The following is a 22230-nucleotide window of genomic DNA, read 5'->3' on the forward strand; positions in this document are numbered from 1 at the left end:
CGATAGATTTTAGATTAGCTCACTGGAAGTTGTTCACACAGGAAACGCATTGCATTTTGTGAAAAGAATCCTTCTGTTTGTGTAGTTGAATATCGCTTAAGCAATGCATCTTTTAACGCAATTACTTGTCCCGGATGAGCAAGTCTCTCTACATAGGTATCAATCCCATCAAAATCCGAACCTAGCATAATATGTTTTTCTCCGCCTAGTGATCCAATATAATCAATATGACGAATAATGTCATCAATCGTTGCGGCACTTTGCGAGTTTAAGAACATAGGAACATATGTAATGCCTACAATACCTTTGCCTTCTATGATCGTTTTAATTTGTAAGTCTGTTAAATTACGTGGATGGTCACAGATCGACTTTGCATTGGAATGTGAAGCGAATACTGGCTTGTCCGATAATGCTACTGAATCCCAAAATCCACGTTCCGATAAATGTGACATATCAAGCATAATACCAAGCTTGTTACATTCTTTTATTAACTCTTTTCCTTTGGCGGTCAATCCACCACCTCTTGGCTCCATGACGCCGTCTGCTGCCCAATTAGCGTAGTTCCAAGTTATTCCTGCAGCTCTTACACCTAGTTGATATAAGTTCCGGAGCATAGCAAGATTGCCTTGTAAACCATCTAATCCTTCAAGTGACAATAACGCTCCTATTTTCCCATTTTGAATACAATAATCCAAATCTCCCGATGTACGAACCAAGTGCATTGCTGGACAAGTAAGTACTTTCTCATAAAAGAGATCAATGCTATCCAAAATAGGAGTCATACTACCATTTAATTTACTGGGAATATAAATTGCGAATGTCTGAAGAAGAGTATCCGCATCTTGAAGTCTTTCGTATGTTACATCAAGTGCTCCCGTAACATCATTCTTGAAATGAAGTCTATCATCTAACAAAAGTTTCATTAATACATCACAATGAAAATCTACAACCTTCAAAACCACCACTTCCCCTACTCGAAATAACCAGTGCAAAAAACCTGTTTACTTCGTAAACAGGTGAACTAATCGAACCGTATGTGAGTAGTCGCTTACGTTAGCGTGGTTCAACAATTAGCTTGATAGCGGTACGATCTTCCCCATCAATCACAATATCCGTAAACGCAGGGATGCAGATAAGATCTACACCACTAGGAGCAACAAATCCCCGCGCAATCGCAACTGCTTTAATGGCTTGATTGAGCGCTCCAGCGCCAATGGCTTGTAATTCAGCACCTCCACGTTCACGTAGAACACCTGCCAACGCACCTGCAACAGAATTTGGATTGGACTTTGCTGATACCTTTAATACATCCATAAAAAAGAACCTCCCCTGGAATGTTGGATGGATTCCACTTTTAAATAGTATTCGAGAGAAGGATAAAGATTCCTGCTTTATTTGATTAACTAATCTAATAGTTCTGAATAGTCAGATATTTAACGACAAAAAAGCTTCTCTACATGAGAAGCCAATCATCTTCGGTCAATCTAATTTTTGTTAGTTTAGTAGCTTTGCCTGTTGCATCATCAATCTGCAGAGACAAACCATGTAAATGCCACTTGCCTTCATCAACAACAAACCTGACAGGCATCCCTGTCAAAAATTTATGAATGACCGCATTTCGTTCCATGCCGAGTACGCCTTCTCTCGAACCTACCATTCCAACGTCCGTCAAATAAGCAGTTCCACCAGGCAATATCGTATCGTCATTCGTCTGAACATGCGTATGTGTTCCAAGCACAATAGAAGCTCTTCCATCCAAATACCAGCCCATAGCTATTTTCTCAGATGTTGCTTCTGCATGGAAATCAACTAATATCGCTTTTGTATGTTGCTCAGCTTCATCTATCAAATCATCCGCCATACGGAATGGGCAATCAATTGGCGGAAGAAAAACTCTTCCCTGCAAGTTTATGATTGCGAGTTTCTTCCCATTTGCTTGAATGATAGACATACCTTGACCAGGTGCTTCACTCGAAAAGTTCGCAGGTCTAACGATACGTGGTTCATCATCGATCCACTCAAAAATTTCTTTATTATCCCACGTATGGTTTCCCATCGTAATGCCATGTACGCCCCATTCAAAAAACTCTCTTGCGATCGTTCTTGTAATGCCTCGTCCAGCAGCGGCGTTTTCACCATTTACGATAATTATATGCGGATTATATTTATCTCTTAGCGCAGGCAAAACTTGTTTTAAAGCGCTTCTGCCTACGTTTCCGACGATATCACCGATAAATAGTACATTCATGCGATTAACCTACCTTTATATGCTTCTCAATGAAGAAAAGTGGCTGAATGGCAGCCACTTTTCCCCATTGCATATCATTTTGTTTACTTCGCGTATTCGACTGCTCTTGTTTCACGAATAACCGTAACTTTAATATGTCCCGGATAATCGAGTTCACTCTCGATTTTTTTCGTAATATCGCGAGCAAGACGGAAAGCTTCTGTATCATCGATCTTCTCTGGTTGAACCATAACACGAACTTCGCGGCCTGCTTGAATCGCATACGATTTCTCTACACCGTCGAATGATTCTGTAATAGCTTCCAGTTTCTCCAGACGCTTAATATACGTTTCTAGCGTTTCACGACGTGCTCCAGGACGTGCTGCGGACAATGCGTCTGCTGCGCCTACGAGCATTGCAATAACGGACGTTGCTTCCGTATCACCGTGGTGAGAAGCGATACTGTTGATAACGACCGGATGTTCCTTGTATTTCTTAGCAAGTTCAACACCGATCTCAACATGTGAGCCTTCTACTTCATGGTCAAGCGCTTTGCCGATATCGTGAAGCAAGCCTGCGCGCTTCGCTAGTGTAATATCTTCGCCTAGCTCTGCTGCCATCAAACCTGTTAAATATGCGACTTCCATGGAGTGTTTCAATACATTTTGACCATAGCTTGTCCGATATTTCAATCGACCAAGTATTTTGATCAGATCTGGATGGAGGCCGTGAACACCAACTTCGAAAGTTGCTTGCTCACCGTACTCACGTACGCGCTCATCAATCTCTTTACGAGATTTCTCAACCATTTCTTCAATACGTGCAGGATGGATACGTCCGTCTGCAACCAATTTTTCTAAAGATGTGCGTGCAATTTCACGTCTGATAGGGTCAAATCCTGACAAGATGACCGCTTCCGGTGTATCGTCGATAATGAGATCGATACCGGTCAATGTTTCCAATGCACGGATATTACGGCCTTCACGTCCAATGATGCGACCTTTCATCTCTTCATTAGGCAACGTTACAACGGATACCGTTGTTTCTGCCACATGATCGGCTGCACAACGCTGAATCGCTAGCGAAATAATGTTACGTGCTTTCTTGTCGGCTTCTTCCTTCGCTTGCTGCTCGATATCTTTAATCATTTGTGCGGTTTCGTGACGAACTTCCTGCTCAACATTGGTTAATATAATTGATTTCGCATCTTCCATTGTTAAGCTCGAAATACGTTCTAGCTCACTAAGCTGTTGCTTGTAAATGGAGTCAATCTGTTCTTGAGTTTCTTCGATTCGTTTTTCCTTATTGGCAACAGTTTCTTCTTTGCGTTCCAACGCCTCTAATTTTTTATCCAGCGACTCTTCTTTTTGGAGCAGTCTTCTTTCCTGACGTTGCGCCTCATTGCGTCGCTCACGAATGTCCTTATCAGCTTCTGTACGAAGTCTGTGGACTTCGTCTTTCGCCTCAAGTACGGTTTCTTTTTTCTGTGCTTCTGCTTCCTTTTTCGCATTTTCTACGATTTGGACTGCAGCTTGCTCAGCACTTGAAATTTTCGCCTCGGCAATAGACTTTCGATAAGAATAACCAATCCCAAAGAAAATTGCGCCAACAAGGATACTAACTAGAATCAAGATCCAGATGTTTACTTCACCCATCTTGTTCACCTCCTTGTTGCATACACCAAGGCATTGCTTGGGATGATATTAGGTTTTTAACCGGTTTCCATACCGTTTCATCATGTACCAAATGTACTAATTTGACGAAAATAATCGATTTGAATCAACTTTTGGAAGAAAACTTGATTCAAATTTTGAAGGAATACAACCTCATTTTATCTTTTCATAAAATCAATTGTCAAGCAAAACGCAATCATCTTCCTCATTATCGTCTTCGGAAGTATCCCATTCAACCGATTTAATAGCTTCTCTAACAATATCACTAGGAAAACCTCTACGAAGTAGGAAACCTGTAAGCTTTTGTCTGCGCTTTACAGTCTCCCCTTTTAAGCTCCTGCTTTTTTTGGCAGCAAGAGCTATCGCAGCGGCTAATTCACTCTCGCGATCAAGTTCAGATACAGCATCCGCTGCAGCTTCTTTCGGTACGCCTCTTTGCTGGAGCTCTTGCTTAATTAGAAGTCTACCTTTCATACCACTACGAACCCTGCTTGTCGCAAATTGACGAGCATATTGTTCATCATCAACCAGATGTTCGCTTTCTAAACGGTCGAGCGCATATTCAATACTTTGTTCATCCAGTTCCTTACGATGCAAATAATCTCCTATCTGCTTACGTGTTCTTGGCTTAGTACCTAAATAAAAGATAGCCATAGCGTAGGCGCGATATCGTCCATCCTCAAATCGAATTTCTTCGATCAGACTTTTTGTTATGAGTTGTCCCTTCATTAACCGAAAACGGACCATTATATCTTCGTGAACCGATAAAACTGGCTCCTCTGCTTCCGTAAAGATTAAATATCTTCGTTTCTCTTCTTTGTCGCGCCGTACGGATTGAATCACCCATCCGTCTTCGGTGTTTTCTTTAGCGTATTCCATCTTCACATTCCTTCTTATTCTTATCGAATTACGATTTTTGTTAACTTGTTAACTATGAACACACAAAATTTAAAAAAGCTTCGCCACTCAGTAAATGAGCAGCGAAGCCATCAATTAATCCAAATCGTCGAAATCGTCCTCTTCAGTGTCAGCTGAGAAGTTCGCTGGCGTTGCCGTTGCAGACAAATTACTTGCATCACGAATCTTCTTTTCGATTTCATCAGATACTTGACGATGATCCTTCAAATATTGTTTTGAGTTCTCACGGCCTTGTCCCAATCGTTCGCCGCTGTAAGAGAACCATGCGCCACTCTTCTGCACGATATCCAATTCAACACCAATATCGATAAGACTTCCCTCACGCGAAATGCCTTCACCGTACATAATGTCGATTTCAGCTTGCTTAAATGGTGGAGCAACTTTATTTTTCACGACTTTGATACGAGTACGGTTACCAACCATATCGTTACCTTGCTTCAACGTCTCAATACGACGAACATCCAAACGAACGCTAGAGTAGAACTTAAGTGCACGGCCACCAGGAGTTGTCTCTGGGTTACCAAACATAACGCCGACCTTCTCACGCAATTGGTTAATAAAGATTGCAATTGTCTTGGACTTGGAAATGGCTCCCGAAAGCTTTCTTAATGCTTGAGACATAAGGCGTGCTTGCAAACCAACGTGGGAATCACCCATATCGCCCTCGATCTCTGCCTTTGGTACTAGTGCAGCAACAGAGTCAATTACGATAATATCAACTGCGCCACTACGTACTAGCGCCTCAGCAATCTCAAGTGCTTGCTCACCCGTATCCGGTTGTGATAGAAGCAACTCATCAATGTTTACGCCAAGTTTGCTCGCATACAATGGATCAAGCGCATGCTCAGCATCGATAAATGCGGCTTGTCCGCCAATACGCTGTACTTCGGCAATCGCATGAAGTGCAACGGTCGTCTTACCTGACGATTCCGGTCCGTATACTTCAATTACCCGTCCTCTTGGCAATCCGCCAATTCCAAGTGCAATATCTAAAGCAAGCGAGCCGCTAGGCACGGTTTCAACTTGCATATGTGTGGATTCACCTAACTTCATAATGGAGCCTTTACCAAATTGCTTCTCGATTTGACGAAGAGCGTTATCTAAAGCTGCGCGACGATCTGCCAAGTAACTCACATCCTTCACTATTTATATTTAATATGATACCTTATTTCCGACTCGTTGCCAACCTTTTTTTCGAACACACATTCGTATTTTTTTCTTAAGCAGTTCCTCCTTCCTATTAATGCGCATAAAAAAACCGCAGCAAAGTTAGTCTTCGCCACGGTTCTTCCGATATTTGTCCATTATAACGAGTATTCCGACATTTGACAACAAAAAATGTTAACGTTTTCCTATTCTCTGAGGGCTTGCCATAAACGATAAAGAGCAGCTTTCACCGCTCGCAGTCGAATCATGTCGCGACCACCGCTTAGATGAGTCGTATGCACAACCGTTTCTTTGCCCCTCTCGGCAATGGCAAAGTAAACAAGTCCTACTTGCTTCCCTTCCGACTCGGCTGGCCCCGCTACTCCAGTCAATGATACTCCAAAATCAGCATCTGACAGATCACGAACACTTTCTGCCATTAACGCAGCTGTCGATTCACTAATAGCACCAGGAGCTCCTTCTCCTTCAAGTTGTGACATAGGAATGTTAAGAAGTCGATTTTTCATCATATTGGTGTAAGTAACAACACCTCCTACAAATTCCCCACTGCTTCCAGGTACGTTTGTTATAAGTTCTGCAAGCAACCCTCCACTACAACTCTCCGCGCTCGCTAAGCGGCGTCTAGAGGCTCTGAGCATACTAATGATTTCGACTTCTATTGGAATATCTTCTTGCGCATACAAATGATCGCCAATTCGCTTTTTAATTGCTTCAACTGTAAGATCGATCTTGCGATCTGCTTCTTCTATTGTTGAAGCTTTAGTAGAAACACGAATGGATACTTCACCTACTTTTGCATAAGGCGCAATAGTTGGATCACTTTGACCTTCAATCATATCGATGAGTTTAGCTTCTAAATTCGATTCACCGATACCAGCAAATTTGAGCAAGCGAGAGAATAGTGGTTTTTCATCCCCCAACATTGAGCGAATCCACGTCTGTCCTGATCCTTCTAACATCGGTTTCATTTCTTTCGGAGGGCCCGGCAGAAGAATGTAAAGTGTTCCGTCAACTTTCAAAGCGTTACCAACTGCGAGTCCCGTAGTATTCTCAAGTGGCTGACACCCTTCAATCATAAGTGCTTGACGTCGATTACTGTCCACCATATCCATGCCCCGCGAAGAAAATACTCGTTCAATCTCAGCCATCGACGGTTCATGGATCAGAAGCTTCCGATTTAAAAAATCAGCAAGCGCATCTTTGGTTAAATCATCTTGTGTTGGTCCAAGTCCACCAGTAAACACGAGAAGATCGGCACGGCTTCTTCCGATTTCAATCGCTTGAAGCAGTCTAGTTTGATTGTCCCCTACAACCGTTTGAAAATAAACATCAATGCCTAACTCGGCTAGCCTTTGAGATATAACTTGAGCATTAGTATTCACAATTTGCCCAAGCAGTAATTCTGTACCAACTGCGATTATTTCCGCTTTCATCTTTCAAGTGCCTCCTTAGACAAAAAAAGCTATTTACTAGGATAGGGAAAAGCACCTCCCCAACTATGGGAAAGTGCTTTCGTTTCTATTCAACCGGTATGAGATGTTTATTTTTAATAAAATAGTCAACCCCAGAATATACCGTAATCGCAGCAGCAACCCAGCTAGCAATTAGGTCAAACGGGAAGTCAATTAAAGCAAATGGGAAATTGTTAATAAGGAGAGCAATAATCATCGTAATTTGGATAGCTGTTTTCCACTTACCCCAAGTGCTTGCAGCCATTACTGAGCCTTCAAGCAAAGCAATTTGGCGAAGACCCGTAACAGCAAACTCACGGCTAATAATAATGATAGCAATTAGCGCGTTCAGCTTGTCCATCTCGACTAAAGAGATAAGTACTGCTGCAACTAAAAGTTTATCGGCAAGTGGATCTAATAGTTTGCCCAAATTCGTTACAATCTTATTTTTCCTTGCGATGTAACCATCAAGCCCATCCGTACTTGCCGCAATGATAAAGATCACTGCTGCCACGATCTGATTGTATGAGATCGTAAAGTCAGCGAAGTTGACAGAACCTAGATCCACCTTAATAAGTAGAAAAAACATGATGACCGGAACTAGAAATATTCTAGCCAGTGTAATACGATTCGCTAAGTTCACGCGGGTACCCTCCCTAGACAGGTCGAACTCTTATGCATGGTTAATGCGAACCTTACCAATAGAACCGATTTCTGTGCTACAGATTAAAACGAACACTTTGCCGTCTATTTCAGGTGCGTCATACATAGAACGCCCAATATATAAATCATTCTGTTGCCTGATTATCTGTAATTAGTAAATTGCAGTTCAACAGGCAAATCAGCACCACGTAGCAATGCCATTACTGCTTGCAAATCATCACGACTTTTCCCAGTTACACGAAGTTGATCACCTTGAATTTGGCTCTTAACTTTCAACTTAGAGTCCTTAATCATAATATTAATCTTTTTGGAAACATCTTGTTCGATCCCTTGTCTTAGCTTAATTCGCTGTTTAACTCTATTACCTGAAGCTCCTTCAACTTTACCATAATCCAAGTTTTTAATTGGAACACCGCGTTTAATCATCTTAGTCAATAAGATATCAATAACCGCTTTCAGCTTGTAGTCATCTTCTGAACCGATAACAAGCTCTTCTTTTTCCAAAGCGATCGTGCTCTTGCTACCTTTGAAGTCGAATCGAGTTTCGATCTCACGTTCAGCCTGAGCAATAGCATTAACTAACTCCGCCATATCAACTTTAGAAACAATATCAAACGAACTTTCCGAACTCATCGTTGCTCTCTCCTTCACATCCATACTTTTATGGATGGTTTATTGACTTTGTGTTTGCTCCTCATTTGGATCAGGAGTTTGTGACAGTTCCTCATTGGCATTAGGATTAGATGATTCGATGGCATCATCTGTTTCTGACTGCAATGGACTAAGCAATAATCTCTTAGGACCCGAACGATCTCCATCCGGCACAAGTACACCATTCACGACAATCTCCGCAAAATCTGATCGACCTACATTAATATAAATAGGTTGCGTTAGATCATAGCTAAGTGTGACTCCATCTTCTACTGTGTCATAATAAAGCTTCTTGCCAGTAGAGCTTCCTTCACGAACTTCAACCCAACCACGTCCACCAGAAACTTTTATTTCAACCTTATGTATTCCACCGGCAGGACCGATATCATATTTATCTGCTCTACCTACTTTACTGCTAAAAGTTACTGTTGTTGGTTCTTGGGTAGGTGTTGGTGGTGTTGGAGATGGCGTAGGACTGACTTCTCCACCCGTATTATTGTTCGTGCTTTCTGGCTTTTTGGACTCATCTGTGATCGATGTTTCATCTGCTTTATTCGTTTCGCCCGAATCCTTACTAAAGGCATAATACCACACGACGAACACGATTAAAATGAGAAAACACCACATTAAGAGATTAAAACCGATTTTCCCAAATCGTTCAGATGATTGTGATTTCATTCGACGGGGTTTTCTGACAGGAACCTGTTCAACAGTTTGCTCAACAGGTGAAGCTGGCACCTCATGCTGATAAAGGCGTAACACTTCATCCGGGTCAAGACCAACCGCCTCGGAATAGTTTTTTACAAATGCACGAACATAGAAGTTACCCGGCAGAACACTGTAATTGCCAGTTTCAATCGCTTCCAAGTATCGTTTCCTAATTTTTGTTACTTCTTGCAGGTCATCTAATGATAATCCTCGTTGCTCTCTCGCTTTGCGAAGCAATGCGCCTAAATCAGACATAGGTAAGCCTCCTTCCTATTAAAAATCATCCGTATAGTTAGCGGTAAATGATTCATACGATATTTCTTCATCGGGTGTATTACGTAGTTCAATAATAATATCGAAGTGACTATAATCATATTGCGATTCCTTTACAAAAATATCTGGATGTTCAATAACTTTTGTAGAAGGCATCGCCATAATCTCTTGCAATAATGAATAGTGTTTCTCATTAGATCTAATTGTGCTAACGATTCCGTCAATAATAAAGATGTTGTTTGGTTGCATTTCTTCTTCAGAAAGCTGGCTTCGAACCGTTTGACGCAATAGTGTAGAAGACACAAATGCCCACCGCTTGTTGGAACAGACGCTACCTGCAATAATGGATTCCGTTTTACCTACACGAGGCATACCTCTTAATCCAATTACTTGATTGCCGTCGCGTTTGAACACTTCACCTAGAAAGTCAACCAAAATACCAAGCTCATCGCGCACAAAACGGAAAGTTTTGTGATCATCACTATCTCTTTCGATATAACGTCCATGACGAACAGCCAAAATATCGACGATCGTTGGTGTCCGTAGCTTATTTACTGTGATGTTGTCTACTTTCTGTAGCATTTTCCCTAATAGCTCAATCTTCTCATCATCATTGGTTTGTAGCAACATGCCGCGGGTACGATCTTCAACCCCGTTTATTGTCATGATGTTGACTTCTAACATACCAAGCAATGAAGCAATATCACCAAGCAGGCCGGGGCGGTTCTTATGTATCTTGTATTCCATGTACCACTGTTTTGTTTCCACTGCTGTCACCGTCCTAAGCTTGAATAATAATTAGAATAAGGATAAAAATCAAGCTCCGCTTGTTGATCACCATATATGACTATTCTACAAATTTCGTCACAATCCTGCAAATGAAAAGAAACATTGCAGAAAAGCCTCCGCAGTGGAGGCTTTTCTGCACTTGAATAAGTGCTACGTATTACCGACAAGTTTAACCATCAATTTTGCGACAGTTTTCCGTTCCTCGTCGTCACCAACATCCCACAATTCTTTCAATACACGTTCTTCTTCATTTTTGGGGTCGACCTTCTCATCAAGGAATGATCCGATCTCGAATGCAAGATTCGCTATCGTGTCTTCAGTTAGACCAATCGACTTCGCTTGAGTAACTCTGTCAGCCAAAAAATGTTTCCATGTCTTGAAGTTCGAAAGGACAGTTGACATGTTTCTTCGCCTCCTCATTTGGTTAAGAAAAGAATGATCAACAGTCATTATATTGCGCACTGGAGACCATTCTTATTCATAAGGAGGCCAATCACATGAGCACCCGCTCCATAAAAAACTATGTATGCCACCCACCATTAGGACTTATAATTTGACCTGTAATATAGGAAGATTCCGGTAAAGATAAAAAGTAAATGAGTGAAGCGATTTCCTCAGCTGAGCCGAACCGTCCTGCAGGGATCTCCTGCTCAAGCGCTGCTTTCTCCTCAGGATTAAAGCCACTCATCATAAGTGTATCAACGACTCCAGGGGCCACAGCGTTAACTGTCACACCCGAAGGCGCAAGCTCCTTAGCTAGCGCCTTTGTGAAAGCGTTCATGCCGCCTTTCGTCGTTGAATACAATACTTCACAAGCAGCACCTGACATGCCCCAAACGGAAGAAACATTTATAATACGGCCATATCTTTGGGAGATCATATGTGGCATAAAGAGTTGTGAGCATAAAAACATACCCTTCAAATTAACCGACATAACGTCATCCCAATCCTCTTCAGTTACATCCGACAGCAAACCATAATGCGAGATCGCGCCGTTATTCACAAGAATATCCGGTTTAATACCGTGGCTGCCCAGCTTATCCCGCATCCGTGACAACTGATCCTTACAGCGAAGATCTGCTGAAATAGTCATCACGTTGGCACCCATCGCCATACACATTCTTGCCGTTTCATTTGCCTTTTCATGCGATTCCAAATAATGAATAACGATATTAACCCCTTCCGCGGCGAATCGTTTTGCAATTGCTGCACCAATGCCGCGGCTCCCACCGGTAATTAATACGGTTGTTTCTTGTAACGTCTTCAACTTTAGCTCTTCTCTACAATAGATACTGCAAGTTGATTAAAATCGAAATGTTCACGCAATCGTTCATTAACTTGATCAAGCGTACAACTCTCATAGAAAGCTAACACGTCGAACATGTCGCTGTTACGGAAACGGTAACGTGTAAATTCACCTGCGATTGATTCTGGGGAGTTCAGCATTCGCAAGTAACTACCGATTTTTTTGCGCTTAGAACGTTCAAAAGTAGCTGGCTCAATACCTTTTTTAATAGTTTCAGTAATCGCCGATTGAAGTTTGCTAATCAATTCGTCTGGATTTGGTGTATCTCCACCAATAACTGAAAAGGCATAATCAGAACTTGAGTTATACTCATGTCCAAAAGAATCTGAAATTAAGTTTTGCTCATATAGCGACTGATATAGCTCAGTACTTGAACCAATTAAAGCTTCCAACATCAACTTAGTCGTAACTTCGCGGCGAAGAAGTTCATTTCCGACCAAACCGACACTCTTTTCCTTAAATCCAAGCATACATTTAGGCAAAGAAACAGGAAGTTTAAACACTTTACGCGAGTTTTTCACCTCGGAAGGCTCATTTTCAAAATATCGCTTAATTTCACCTTGAGACTGGAAGTTTTTGCTCGCTTGGTTCGCTTTTACAAGCCTGAATACTTCCTCCGCTTTAACTCCACCTACTACAAAGAGCAACATATTGGACGGATGGTAAAAGGTTTCGTAGCAACGATACAACGTCTCTTTATCAATCTGACGAATCGAGTCAACTGTGCCAGCAATATCGATATGGACGGGGTGAGTGTGATATAGTGCATCAATTAACCCGAAGTATACACGCCAATCTGCATTATCACGATACATATTAATTTCTTGCTCAATAATTCCCTTTTCTTTTTCTACATTCGCATCTGTGAAAAAGGGATTCTGCACAAAATTGATAAGTGTCTCTACATTTTTGTGAATTTGCTCTGTTGCAGAAAATAAATAAACCGTTCTGTCAAACGTTGTATAGGCATTAGCTGATGCGCCTTGTGAAGCGAATGTAGCGAAAATATCTCCTTCAGGCTCTTCGAACATCTTATGCTCAAGAAAATGTGCTATACCGTCAGCCACTTTTAATGGTTCTTGATCGCCTACTGAAAAGCGATTATCAATTGAACCATACTTTGTTGAAAAAGTAGCATATGTCTTATGGAAGCCTTCTTTAGGCAATACAATTACTTCTAGGCCATTATCCAGCACTTCGCGATGTAACGTCTCTTGCACATTAGGGTAGTTCAACGTCTCCATAGCTTATGCCTCCTTTCGATCACGCAGGAAGTAGACCGTGTCTAGTTGAACGTTACGAGCGACCTCAACAATATCGTGGGCTGTAACCGCCTGCACTTGCTTTAACAACTCTTCTGCTGTTCTTTCATTACCAGTAAGTACACTGTTGAAGTCGTAAGCTAACATTTCATTTGCTGAATCCTGTAACTCTCGAAGATGACCGGAGATCATCGCTTTCGTCTGATTCATCTCTAAATCTGTTAACTCACCTTTGGCCATACTATCGAGCTGCTCCTTAATAATGGCTACAGCCTTATCATAATTTGCAAATTCGATACCAGATTGAACGGTACAAATACCTTTATGGCCATCTAATCTTGAAGCTGCATAATAAGCTAAACTTTCCTTTTCGCGAACATTCAAAAATAGCTTGGAATGTGGATAACCGCCCAATATTCCATTGTACATTAACGCAGCTGGATAAAGCTTATCGTCATACCCGACACCTGTTCGTAGTCCCAAATTCAACTTCCCTTGACTTACTTCCATCTCATCGACAACATATTTTGTCTCTTTGACAGTATGCTTAACTTGAGGTTTTTTATAGGTTGAAGGCGTTCCTGCTTTTAATTTGAAAGCTTCACCAACAAGCTTGGAAACTTCTTCAAGAGATGTATCACCAACTACGTAAAGATCAAGAGCGGCATTTTCAAGCCAATTCTCGTAATGTTGGAATAATGAGCTAGGCGTAATCTCATCAATTTTATCAAGACTACCTAGTGGATGAAGTCTATACGGTTCATCCGCACACATTTCCTCCAAGCATCGTTCAGCTGCATATCGTATTTTATCATTGACGATTGCTTCAAGTCGTTTACGGAGTGTTGCTTTCTCAGCATCGACATATTTAGCTCTGAAGCCTTCATTTTCTCGGCAAGGATCTGTTAACACATCTCCAAGAAAGTGAATTGACGCCTCAAGTAAGGAATGCTCAGAAGAAACAAACTGATCATTGATTACATCCATTCGGAATTGAACGACCTGCGAATCTCCGCGTTTGTATACATCAAAGCCGAAACCTGCCCCGTACATATCATCCAACTTCTCACGAAAAGCAATCGTTTCTGGTGTATTGGCCGTACCTCTACGAAGCACGAACGGAATCAGAGCAACAGGCGTCACAGTTTCTTCGGCTAGTGGAATACCAGCAAAGAGGGAAATCGCAAACGTTTTGAATCGTTTCGTAGGCAAAACATGCAGCCTTATGCGCTGATGTTGCCCTCTTTCAAATGAGGCCACGCGGTTTGCTCCTTTCATTGATGCCGTTTTTACCATTTTAACCTATAAGAAATGGAAGAAGCAACCGCGGCTGCACAAGGCAAAAGCGGCTGCTTCCGTTCATCATAGGCATATCGGACGGCAGCGTTACATACAAAAAATATGCTTACCAATCGTCTTTATTTGTGTTCTAGTCCAAATCCAAGCTGATGTTGCTGTATCAGGGTTAAAGTAGTACAGACATCCTCCTGATGGGTCCCATCCGTTTAACGCATCTTCTACAGCTTCACGAGCTTTTGCATTAGGCGTCAAATAAATTTGACCATCAGCTACAGCGGTAAAAGCTCTTGGCTGGAAGATAACGCCGTAAACAGTATTCGGGAAACTTTGTGACTTAACACGATTTAAAATGACGGCAGCAACAGCAACCTGACCTTCATAAGGTTCACCGCGTGCTTCGCCATAAACAGCGTTCGCCATTATTTGTAAATCATTTTCTGTCAAACCATGACGATTAGACTTTGCGAGAGTACTACCCTTTTTCCCACCCTTAGCAGGAGCCTTTGTAGATTCTGCTACCGTAGTACCAGGTTTCCACTCTTTTGATGCTGCTACAAGCTTTTTCTTCGTTCCCGCTCCAACGACGCCATCGGATTTCAGGCCAAACTTCCATTGAAACCAGGTGACCGCACCTTTCGTTTTTGTACCGAATATGCCGTCTATCTTGCCATTGTAGTAGCCCAGATAAGTTAGACGTCCTTGTAACTCATAAACGTCATTACCTGATGAACCAACCTTTATCGTGGAATTGCTGAATGTTGCCGTCGATCCGCCTATTTGTCCTTTCACTAGGGAGAACGAGCCGATTATCAACAAAACGACGATCGAGGTGACCGCTATCAAACGATTTCTCATGTTGGGATCTGCCTTTCTCTTGCAAGTTAGTTCGCTTTAGGTAGCGTTACCTAACAATAGTATGAGAAAGTTGTCCATCTTCTATGCAACATGAATGTTAACTATGAGCTTAATTTGCCTGCTTGAAATTGTTCTAGAGACATTAATACTTCACGCGGCTTACTTCCTTCATACGGCCCTATGATGGATTTTGCCTCCATCTGGTCAATCAACCTTGCTGCCCTCGTATAGCCAATACGCATTCTACGCTGAAGTAACGACACAGAAGCTTGTTTAGCTTCAACGACTATTTGTACAGCTTGATCATACAACTCATCTAACATTGGTTCATTATCAGTCGACTCTTCTTCAACTTCAGGCACTAAGTCTTCCTTGTAAACTGCTTCTGCTTGATCGCGAGCAAATGCAACGAGCACCTCAACTTCTTGATCTGACAAGAAAGCACCTTGTACACGAATAGGCTTTGACATCCCTACTGGCAGGAAGAGCATATCTCCACGCCCAAGCAATTTTTCTGCTCCGGCCATATCCAAAATTGTACGAGAATCCACTTGCGACGATACACCAAATGCTATTCTAGATGGAATATTAGCTTTAATTACCCCAGTAATAACATCTACAGACGGACGTTGTGTAGCTATAATTAAATGAATTCCTGCTGCACGAGCCATCTGTGCTAACCTAGCTATGGAATCCTCAACATCATTAGCTGCGACCATCATCAAATCAGCAAGCTCATCGACAATAACTACGATATATGGCAGTACAGCTGCTGGATTATCAGCCATTAACGTATTATAACCTTCGATATTTCTTGTTGCAGATTTTGAGAATAGTTCGTAACGCTTCTCCATCTCGACTACGATTTTTTTGAGAGCAAGTGATGCACGGCGTGGATCTGTAACGACTGGTGCAAGCAAATGTGGGATGCCATTATATACATTAAGCTCAACCATCTTCGGATCGATCATCAAAAACTTTACTTCATCTGGGTTTGCCTTATAAAGAATACTCGTAATGATACCGTTAATACAAACTGATTTACCTGAACCAGTTGCTCCAGCAACAAGTAAGTGAGGCATTCGTGCCAAGTTACCAACAATCGTTTGCCCAGATATATCACGACCAAAGGCAATAGAAAGTTTGGATTGAGAATTTTGAAAAGCTGGTGTTTCCATTACTTCACGCATCGTAACGACAGAAACTTCCATATTAGGAACTTCGATTCCGATAGCTGATTTCCCCGGTATAGGCGCTTCCATACGGATATCTTTAGCAGCGAGTGCAAGTGCAATATCATCTGTAAGTCCAACGATTCTACTTACCTTAACGCCAGTAGCAGGTTGCACTTCATAACGAGTAACCGCAGGTCCTCGAACGACATCAAGTACAGTGGCACGTACACCAAAGCTTTCAAGCGTTGCTTCAAGCTTCCTTCTTGAATCATACATATCCGTTGCGTCAGTGCCTTTAGATAAGCCAATAGGTTTTTCTAGCAAAGTAAACGGTGGTAAACGGTATGGCTTTGTTTTATTATCTAGTTCATTAGTTACGGCAATAGGTCTACGAGGTATTGCATCAACAGCTAGCACAGAATCTTCTTCATTTATTGATCCAGCAATTGTATCAGTATCAGTAATCTCATCATCTTCAACCGTTATTGGCAGAGGATATTCGTCAACTAATTCTGTTTCATTCTCTAATTCTTCATTCCGATTTTCCGGCAAAGCACCGTCCCAATCTTGTTCGTTTGATCGTGTATGATCACTATTGTCAGTATCTTTATGTAATGGCAGATCAGTTTTAGTAAACCCCTCTTCCCACGGAGGTGTTTCATCATCTAATTGCTTATTAGGATAATCGTTTTGTATACTTACGCCCGTTTTCTCCCAAGACTGTTCAGATTGTACTTCCCATGCTGGCTTTACTCCACTCAAAGTATCACGATCATTATGAGACGGAATCCACTCTTCTTGTCCATCCTGATCTTTTACTTCGGTCGATCCCTGTTTCCATGCAAAAAATATGGATTTGCGCTTTTTGACTGGCTTCTGTATATACTGCTCATCATCATCAATTGTGCTATCATCATCGTTATCATTGTCACTTGAATGTTGAACCTTTAATGCTGCAGCAGTTGCTGCCCGACGTTTGCGTATGGAATTTCGTTTTTCAAGTAACAGCTTAACCATAGAAACAAATCGTTTTTTGACGACACCCATTAATTGTACATAAGACTTTCCAGTAATAAGCATTATGGCAATTGCAAACATAACAAAAGCAATAATGAGTGCACCATAGTAGCCAAATAACATAAATAAGATAGCGTATTGAATTGCACCTATATAACCGCCGCTAATCGATTTATCCCTGACGGTTCCATCTTCACCTGGTGCTATAGAAATTAACTCCGATTTAAGTCCTTCACTAAGCGTACTAAGAATGACACTTCCGGATAAAACGTCTCTGTCCAGACCAGCGAATCTTGCGTTCACTTCAGAAATCGAGCTGCTGAGCGTGAAACCAAGCACCAAAATAAGCAAGCCTGTCCTACGGCTAGTCCAACCGGTAGGCCAAGCTCGCTTTATCATGACTGTAAGTCCTACAAATACACCTACAAGTGCCAATACAAAATAAAACTTTCCAAGCAAAAGTCCAAACAGCTTGGACAATGCACGACCAACCGTTGCTTCTCCTGAGAGAGCTATAACGGAAATCGTAATGAGCAAGATGCCATATACTTCATATTTGAGTTGAGCGCCAATAGATTTTTTTCTTGTTTTTTTCTTTGCCAATTCCGTCACCCCTGGATTCCCATTATAACACAGTTAATGGTTATCGGGCTATGCGGGAGCTTACGTACATATCGCAAAGTAACATTTTTTGTTATTGAATCTGTTAGCCATAATGAATTAGTGATCCTGGCATTAGCTCAGGGTTCAAATAATCATCTAATGAACAATTTAATAACCGTACAACCTTACCCATACCAGGTGCAATCGGTTCTACTTGCATATGAATACCTTGCACCCATATTTCATGTAACGGCTCCATCTCTTCATTAAATCCTTGAAGCACTGTTTCAAGCGGCATAGTTGTATATAATGTCATTGGATTACACTCTCCGATCCTGCCACTGGTTTTGATGCTCGGCGCTGCTCAATCATCGTATTTAATTCTCTTAAAGCATGTCCTAATCCACCTACTTCATCAATTAACCCATGCTTTACAGCATCTGACCCGATAACTGTCGTACCGATATCCCTCGTAAGCTCACCTGTCTTAAACATAAGTTCCTTAAACTTTTCTTCTGTAATATTTGAATGAGAAGTTACAAATTTAACGACCCGCTCCTGCATCTTATCCAAATATTCGAACGTTTGTGGCACACCGATGACAAGTCCATTCATTCGAATCGGATGAATCGTCATGGTCGCAGTTTCTGCAATGAATGACTTATCCCCTGCTACGGCAATTGGCCCCCCTATAGAATGACCACCACCGAGCACAAGTGTAACTGTTGGTTTTGATAATGAAGAAATCATCTCTGCAATAGCAAGTCCTGCTTCTACATCTCCCCCTACTGTGTTAAGGACAACAAGAATACCTTCGATTTTACTATTTTGCTCCGTTGCCACTAATTGAGGAATGATGTGCTCGTATTTTGTCGTTTTGTTTTGCGGCGGTAGTATGAGATGACCTTCGACTTGTCCAATAATGGTCATACAGAAAATGTTAGATTCTGCTGGTGCAGGTGAAACAGCAGTACCTAATTGTTGAATGTTTTCAAGTGTACTGTTCAGTTTTTTCTTATCATCTGCGTTTGGCTCCGGTTGCTCATTTTTTACTTTCATCGAAAATATTAAATCTGTCATTTCGAATTTCCCCCTTGTGCAAACTATAACTTGTCATAGTATGGGGTCGGCCGGAATTTTTATACTTATCAATTGCAGAATGTAAAAAAAGCCGCTCCTCTCCACCCTAATTAGGGTGCGAGAGCGCGGCTTTTTATCGTGATGGGTAGCGTCGATTATACCTCCATGATGATCGGCAAAATCATTGGGCGACGACGTGTTTGCTCATATAGGAAACGTCCAAGCGCATCCTTAACATTTGTTTTGAGGGATGCCCACTCATTTACCTTGTCGTTCATAAGTCTGTTAAGTGTCGATGTTACAATACGATTTGCTTCGTCAAGCAGGCCTTCTGATTCGCGAACATAAACGAATCCACGAGAGATAATGTCCGGTCCTGACAAAATAGTTCCATCTTGTTTGCTTAGTGTAACAACAACGACCAAGATGCCATCTTGAGAAAGCAACTTACGATCACGAAGAACGATATTACCAACATCTCCTACACCCAATCCGTCAATTAGAACATTGCCAGCTTGTACTTTGGAGCCTTTACGAGCATTACCATCTTGGATTTCGACAGTATCACCGTTTTCAATAACGAAAATATTTTCACGAGGCATGCCAATTGCTTCACCAAGCTTCGCATGTTGACGAAGCATACGGTATTCACCATGGACAGGAATAAAGTATTTAGGCTTGATAAGGTTAAGCATAAGCTTAAGCTCTTCTTGGCTGCCATGTCCTGATACGTGAACGCCAGATACGGAACCTGGACCATAAATAACATGTGCACCTAAACGGAACAATTCATCAACGGTACGTCCAACATATCGTTCGTTACCTGGAATAGGTGTCGCGGCAATGATAACCGTATCCCCTGGCAAAATATCAACTTTACGATGCGTTGAGCGAGCCATACGTGTAAGCGCCGACATAGGCTCCCCTTGACTGCCTGTACATAAAATAACGACACGATCAGCAGCAAGCTTGTTAACTTCTTCTGGTTCTATAATCATACCTTCTGGTATGTTCAAGTAACCAAGATCAGAAGCGATACCAACAACATTAACCATACTGCGACCTACTACTGCGATTTTACGCTTTGTAGCAATCGCTGCATTAATAATTTGTTGAATACGATGTACGTTGGATGCAAATGTTGCAACAACGACACGTTGAGTAGCTTTACGGAAAATATCTTCAAGCTCTTCACCAACATTGCTCTCAGATGGCGTATAGCCAGGGCGTTCAGCATTTGTACTATCAGACAATAGTGCCAATACTCCGCGGCTACCAATTTGAGCAATACGTTGAAGATCAGCGAATTGTTCGTTCACTGGAGTGTGATCGAATTTGAAGTCGCCTGTATGTACAACGACGCCTTCCGGTGTATCCAAACTAACACCAACCGAATCTGGAATACTGTGGTTAGTCTTAAAGAAGCTAGCACGAATTGCGCCTAATTGGATTTCGGAATCAGCGTTGATCAATATACGCTTCGTCTCACCTAGCAATCCAGCCTCTTTCAGCTTACCTTCGATTAATCCCATCGTTAGTTTTGTAGCATACAAAGGCACATTAAGATGCTTTAGCACGTATGGCAATCCACCGATGTGATCTTCGTGACCATGTGTAATTAGAATTGCGCGAACTTTGTCGCGATTTTCTGTTAAATACGAAATATCTGGAATAACGATATCGATACCGAGCATATCCTCTTCTGGGAATTTAAGCCCTGAATCGACGACAACAATATCATTGTTGTATTGAATAACGTACATATTTTTTCCGATTTCGCCTACTCCGCCTAGTGCAAAGATGAGCAGCTTATCCTGGATGTTCTTCTTAGACAAGTGTATCTATACCTCCTACAAAATGTTATATACATTTTCATAATTTTATTATGTTTCCCAATGCTGAATATTGTTTTATGGCAAAACAAAAACAATGTTAATCATATTGTTGTTAACGTCAGATGCCGCTCTGACGGTTACTTCCCATTTAAAAACAATTGCCGCACCCAGTCACTTGTGTACATTATACATGAAGAAAAAGCTGGAATACAAGTAATACAGGAGAAACCATTGAAACTAATTATGAATAGGCTTCCCAAAAAAATAAAACCGATGCTGTGCGCATCGGCTTATAGCGATATGTTCGTTATTATTATGATATAAGTTCACGTAAAAACTGTGCTTCTGTTTCAGTTACCGAAACAAGTGGTAGTCTTACTCCACCTACTGGAAGACCTTTCAAACCTAGTGCATACTTCACTGCTACTGGATTTGGTACTGGATGAGGACAATTAAATAACCCTTTAAAGTACGGGAAGAGCTTGCTGTTAATACGGGAAGCTTCCACTACGTTTCCGCTTAAATAAGTATGGATTAATTCCTTCATTTCAGAACCAATAATATGACCGGCAACGCTAACGATACCATATGCACCAATTGCAAGTGCAGGTAATGTTGCAGCATCATCACCACTATATACGTTGAAACCTTCTGGAGCACTGCTAATAATAAGAGTAAGTTGTTCTAAAGTTGCACAATCTTTTGTTGCTACAATGTTATCGATCTTTGCCAGTTTTAATGTCGTTTCAACAGATAAGTTTACAGCTGTTCGACCTTCAACATTATATAAGATAATTGGTAATTTAGTTTCTTCCGCTACCGCTTTAAAGTGTTGGTACAAACCTTCCTGTGTCGGACGGTTGTAGTACGGAGCAACTAGTAGAATCCCATCAACTCCACACGTTTCGGCTTCTTTCGTTAGATGAATGGTATGAGCTGTATTATTGCAGCCCGTTCCGGCAATAACCTTACAGCGGCCTGCTGAGTGCTTTACGACAAATCGAAACAACGCAAGCTTTTCGTCTTCTGATAAAGTTGGAGATTCTCCTGTTGTTCCAGAGACAACTAAACTATCCGCCTTCTGTACATCGATTAAATAATCAATAAGATTCCCTGCTGTTAGCCAATCAATCTGTCCATCCGCATCAAATGGGGTCACCATGGCGGTTATCAATCTCCCGAAATCCATCTAGACGTCCTCCTCTAAGGTTTGTTCAACAAACCTGCATCGTAAGCATTAGCTTAGGTTTGCTAAGCAAACCTACATCATTAATCTCT

22 protein-coding genes are annotated in these 22230 nt (G+C 41.6%); all 22 read right to left on the bottom strand.

Going from position 1 to position 22230, the window contains the following annotated elements:
* Positions 1–14: 14 nt before the first annotated feature.
* Positions 15–956 (bottom strand): dipeptidase, encoded by a 942-nt coding sequence (locus I6N90_RS01910; protein WP_232242495.1) that lies wholly within the window; start codon positions 954–956, stop codon positions 15–17.
* 97 nt (positions 957–1053) lie between these two features.
* Complete coding sequence (locus tag I6N90_RS01915; protein WP_006036664.1) at positions 1054–1314, bottom strand: stage V sporulation protein S; 261 nt, start codon at positions 1312–1314, stop codon at positions 1054–1056.
* 139 nt (positions 1315–1453) lie between these two features.
* Positions 1454–2248 (bottom strand): TIGR00282 family metallophosphoesterase, encoded by a 795-nt coding sequence (locus I6N90_RS01920; RefSeq protein WP_197933821.1) that lies wholly within the window; start codon positions 2246–2248, stop codon positions 1454–1456.
* Between the two features lie 83 nt (positions 2249–2331).
* A complete protein-coding gene (gene rny, locus I6N90_RS01925; RefSeq protein WP_197933822.1) occupies positions 2332–3882 on the bottom strand; it encodes a ribonuclease Y in 1551 nt (516 codons plus the stop codon).
* A 192-nt stretch (positions 3883–4074) separates the two neighbouring features.
* Complete coding sequence (locus tag I6N90_RS01930) at positions 4075–4779, bottom strand: RecX family transcriptional regulator (RefSeq protein WP_197933823.1); 705 nt, start codon at positions 4777–4779, stop codon at positions 4075–4077.
* A gap of 114 nt (positions 4780–4893) precedes the next feature.
* On the bottom strand, positions 4894–5943 hold the full coding sequence (gene recA / locus I6N90_RS01935; RefSeq protein WP_197933824.1) for a recombinase RecA: 1050 nt from the start codon (positions 5941–5943) through the stop codon (positions 4894–4896).
* Between the two features lie 227 nt (positions 5944–6170).
* Positions 6171–7418, bottom strand: a complete 1248-nt coding sequence (locus I6N90_RS01940) for a competence/damage-inducible protein A (RefSeq protein WP_197933825.1) — start codon at positions 7416–7418, stop codon at positions 6171–6173.
* Between the two features lie 85 nt (positions 7419–7503).
* Positions 7504–8079, bottom strand: coding sequence for a CDP-diacylglycerol--glycerol-3-phosphate 3-phosphatidyltransferase (gene pgsA / locus I6N90_RS01945; protein WP_197933826.1), 576 nt, complete (start codon positions 8077–8079; stop codon positions 7504–7506).
* Between the two features lie 30 nt (positions 8080–8109).
* On the bottom strand, positions 8110–8244 hold the full coding sequence (locus tag I6N90_RS25210; RefSeq protein WP_442950936.1) for a hypothetical protein: 135 nt from the start codon (positions 8242–8244) through the stop codon (positions 8110–8112).
* Positions 8241–8732: a YajQ family cyclic di-GMP-binding protein gene (locus I6N90_RS01955; RefSeq protein ID WP_197933828.1), complete on the bottom strand. Its 492-nt coding sequence runs from the start codon at positions 8730–8732 to the stop codon at positions 8241–8243. The genes I6N90_RS25210 and I6N90_RS01955 overlap by 4 nt, the downstream gene beginning before the upstream one ends.
* Positions 8733–8771: 39 nt before the next feature.
* Positions 8772–9713 (bottom strand): RodZ domain-containing protein, encoded by a 942-nt coding sequence (locus I6N90_RS01960; protein WP_197933829.1) that lies wholly within the window; start codon positions 9711–9713, stop codon positions 8772–8774.
* Between the two features lie 18 nt (positions 9714–9731).
* Positions 9732–10499: a DUF3388 domain-containing protein gene (locus I6N90_RS01965; protein WP_197933830.1), complete on the bottom strand. Its 768-nt coding sequence runs from the start codon at positions 10497–10499 to the stop codon at positions 9732–9734.
* A 171-nt stretch (positions 10500–10670) separates the two neighbouring features.
* Positions 10671–10922: a DUF3243 domain-containing protein gene (locus I6N90_RS01970; protein WP_197933831.1), complete on the bottom strand. Its 252-nt coding sequence runs from the start codon at positions 10920–10922 to the stop codon at positions 10671–10673.
* A gap of 118 nt (positions 10923–11040) precedes the next feature.
* A complete protein-coding gene (ymfI, locus tag I6N90_RS01975) occupies positions 11041–11787 on the bottom strand; it encodes an elongation factor P 5-aminopentanone reductase (protein ID WP_197933832.1) in 747 nt (248 codons plus the stop codon).
* 2 nt (positions 11788–11789) lie between these two features.
* Complete coding sequence (yfmH, locus tag I6N90_RS01980; RefSeq protein WP_197933833.1) at positions 11790–13070, bottom strand: EF-P 5-aminopentanol modification-associated protein YfmH; 1281 nt, start codon at positions 13068–13070, stop codon at positions 11790–11792.
* Positions 13071–13073: 3 nt separating this feature from the next.
* On the bottom strand, positions 13074–14348 hold the full coding sequence (gene yfmF / locus I6N90_RS01985; RefSeq protein ID WP_332262378.1) for an EF-P 5-aminopentanol modification-associated protein YfmF: 1275 nt from the start codon (positions 14346–14348) through the stop codon (positions 13074–13076).
* Between the two features lie 126 nt (positions 14349–14474).
* Positions 14475–15242: a spore cortex-lytic enzyme gene (sleB, locus tag I6N90_RS01990; protein ID WP_197933834.1), complete on the bottom strand. Its 768-nt coding sequence runs from the start codon at positions 15240–15242 to the stop codon at positions 14475–14477.
* 101 nt (positions 15243–15343) lie between these two features.
* Complete coding sequence (locus I6N90_RS01995) at positions 15344–18037, bottom strand: FtsK/SpoIIIE family DNA translocase (protein WP_232242496.1); 2694 nt, start codon at positions 18035–18037, stop codon at positions 15344–15346.
* Between the two features lie 103 nt (positions 18038–18140).
* Positions 18141–18353: a YlzJ-like family protein gene (locus I6N90_RS02000; RefSeq protein WP_197933835.1), complete on the bottom strand. Its 213-nt coding sequence runs from the start codon at positions 18351–18353 to the stop codon at positions 18141–18143.
* On the bottom strand, positions 18350–19096 hold the full coding sequence (locus I6N90_RS02005) for a ClpP family protease (protein WP_197934765.1): 747 nt from the start codon (positions 19094–19096) through the stop codon (positions 18350–18352). Before I6N90_RS02005 ends, I6N90_RS02000 begins: the two co-directional genes overlap by 4 nt.
* 176 nt (positions 19097–19272) lie before the next feature.
* A complete protein-coding gene (locus I6N90_RS02010) occupies positions 19273–20952 on the bottom strand; it encodes a ribonuclease J (RefSeq protein ID WP_197933836.1) in 1680 nt (559 codons plus the stop codon).
* A gap of 313 nt (positions 20953–21265) precedes the next feature.
* Positions 21266–22141, bottom strand: coding sequence for a 4-hydroxy-tetrahydrodipicolinate synthase (dapA, locus tag I6N90_RS02015; RefSeq protein ID WP_197933837.1), 876 nt, complete (start codon positions 22139–22141; stop codon positions 21266–21268).
* Between the last annotated feature and the right edge of the window lie 89 nt (positions 22142–22230).

The sequence above is a fragment of the Paenibacillus sp. GSMTC-2017 genome, from assembly GCF_016019935.1.
In the GTDB taxonomy this organism is placed as follows: Bacteria; Bacillota; Bacilli; order Paenibacillales; family Paenibacillaceae; genus Pristimantibacillus.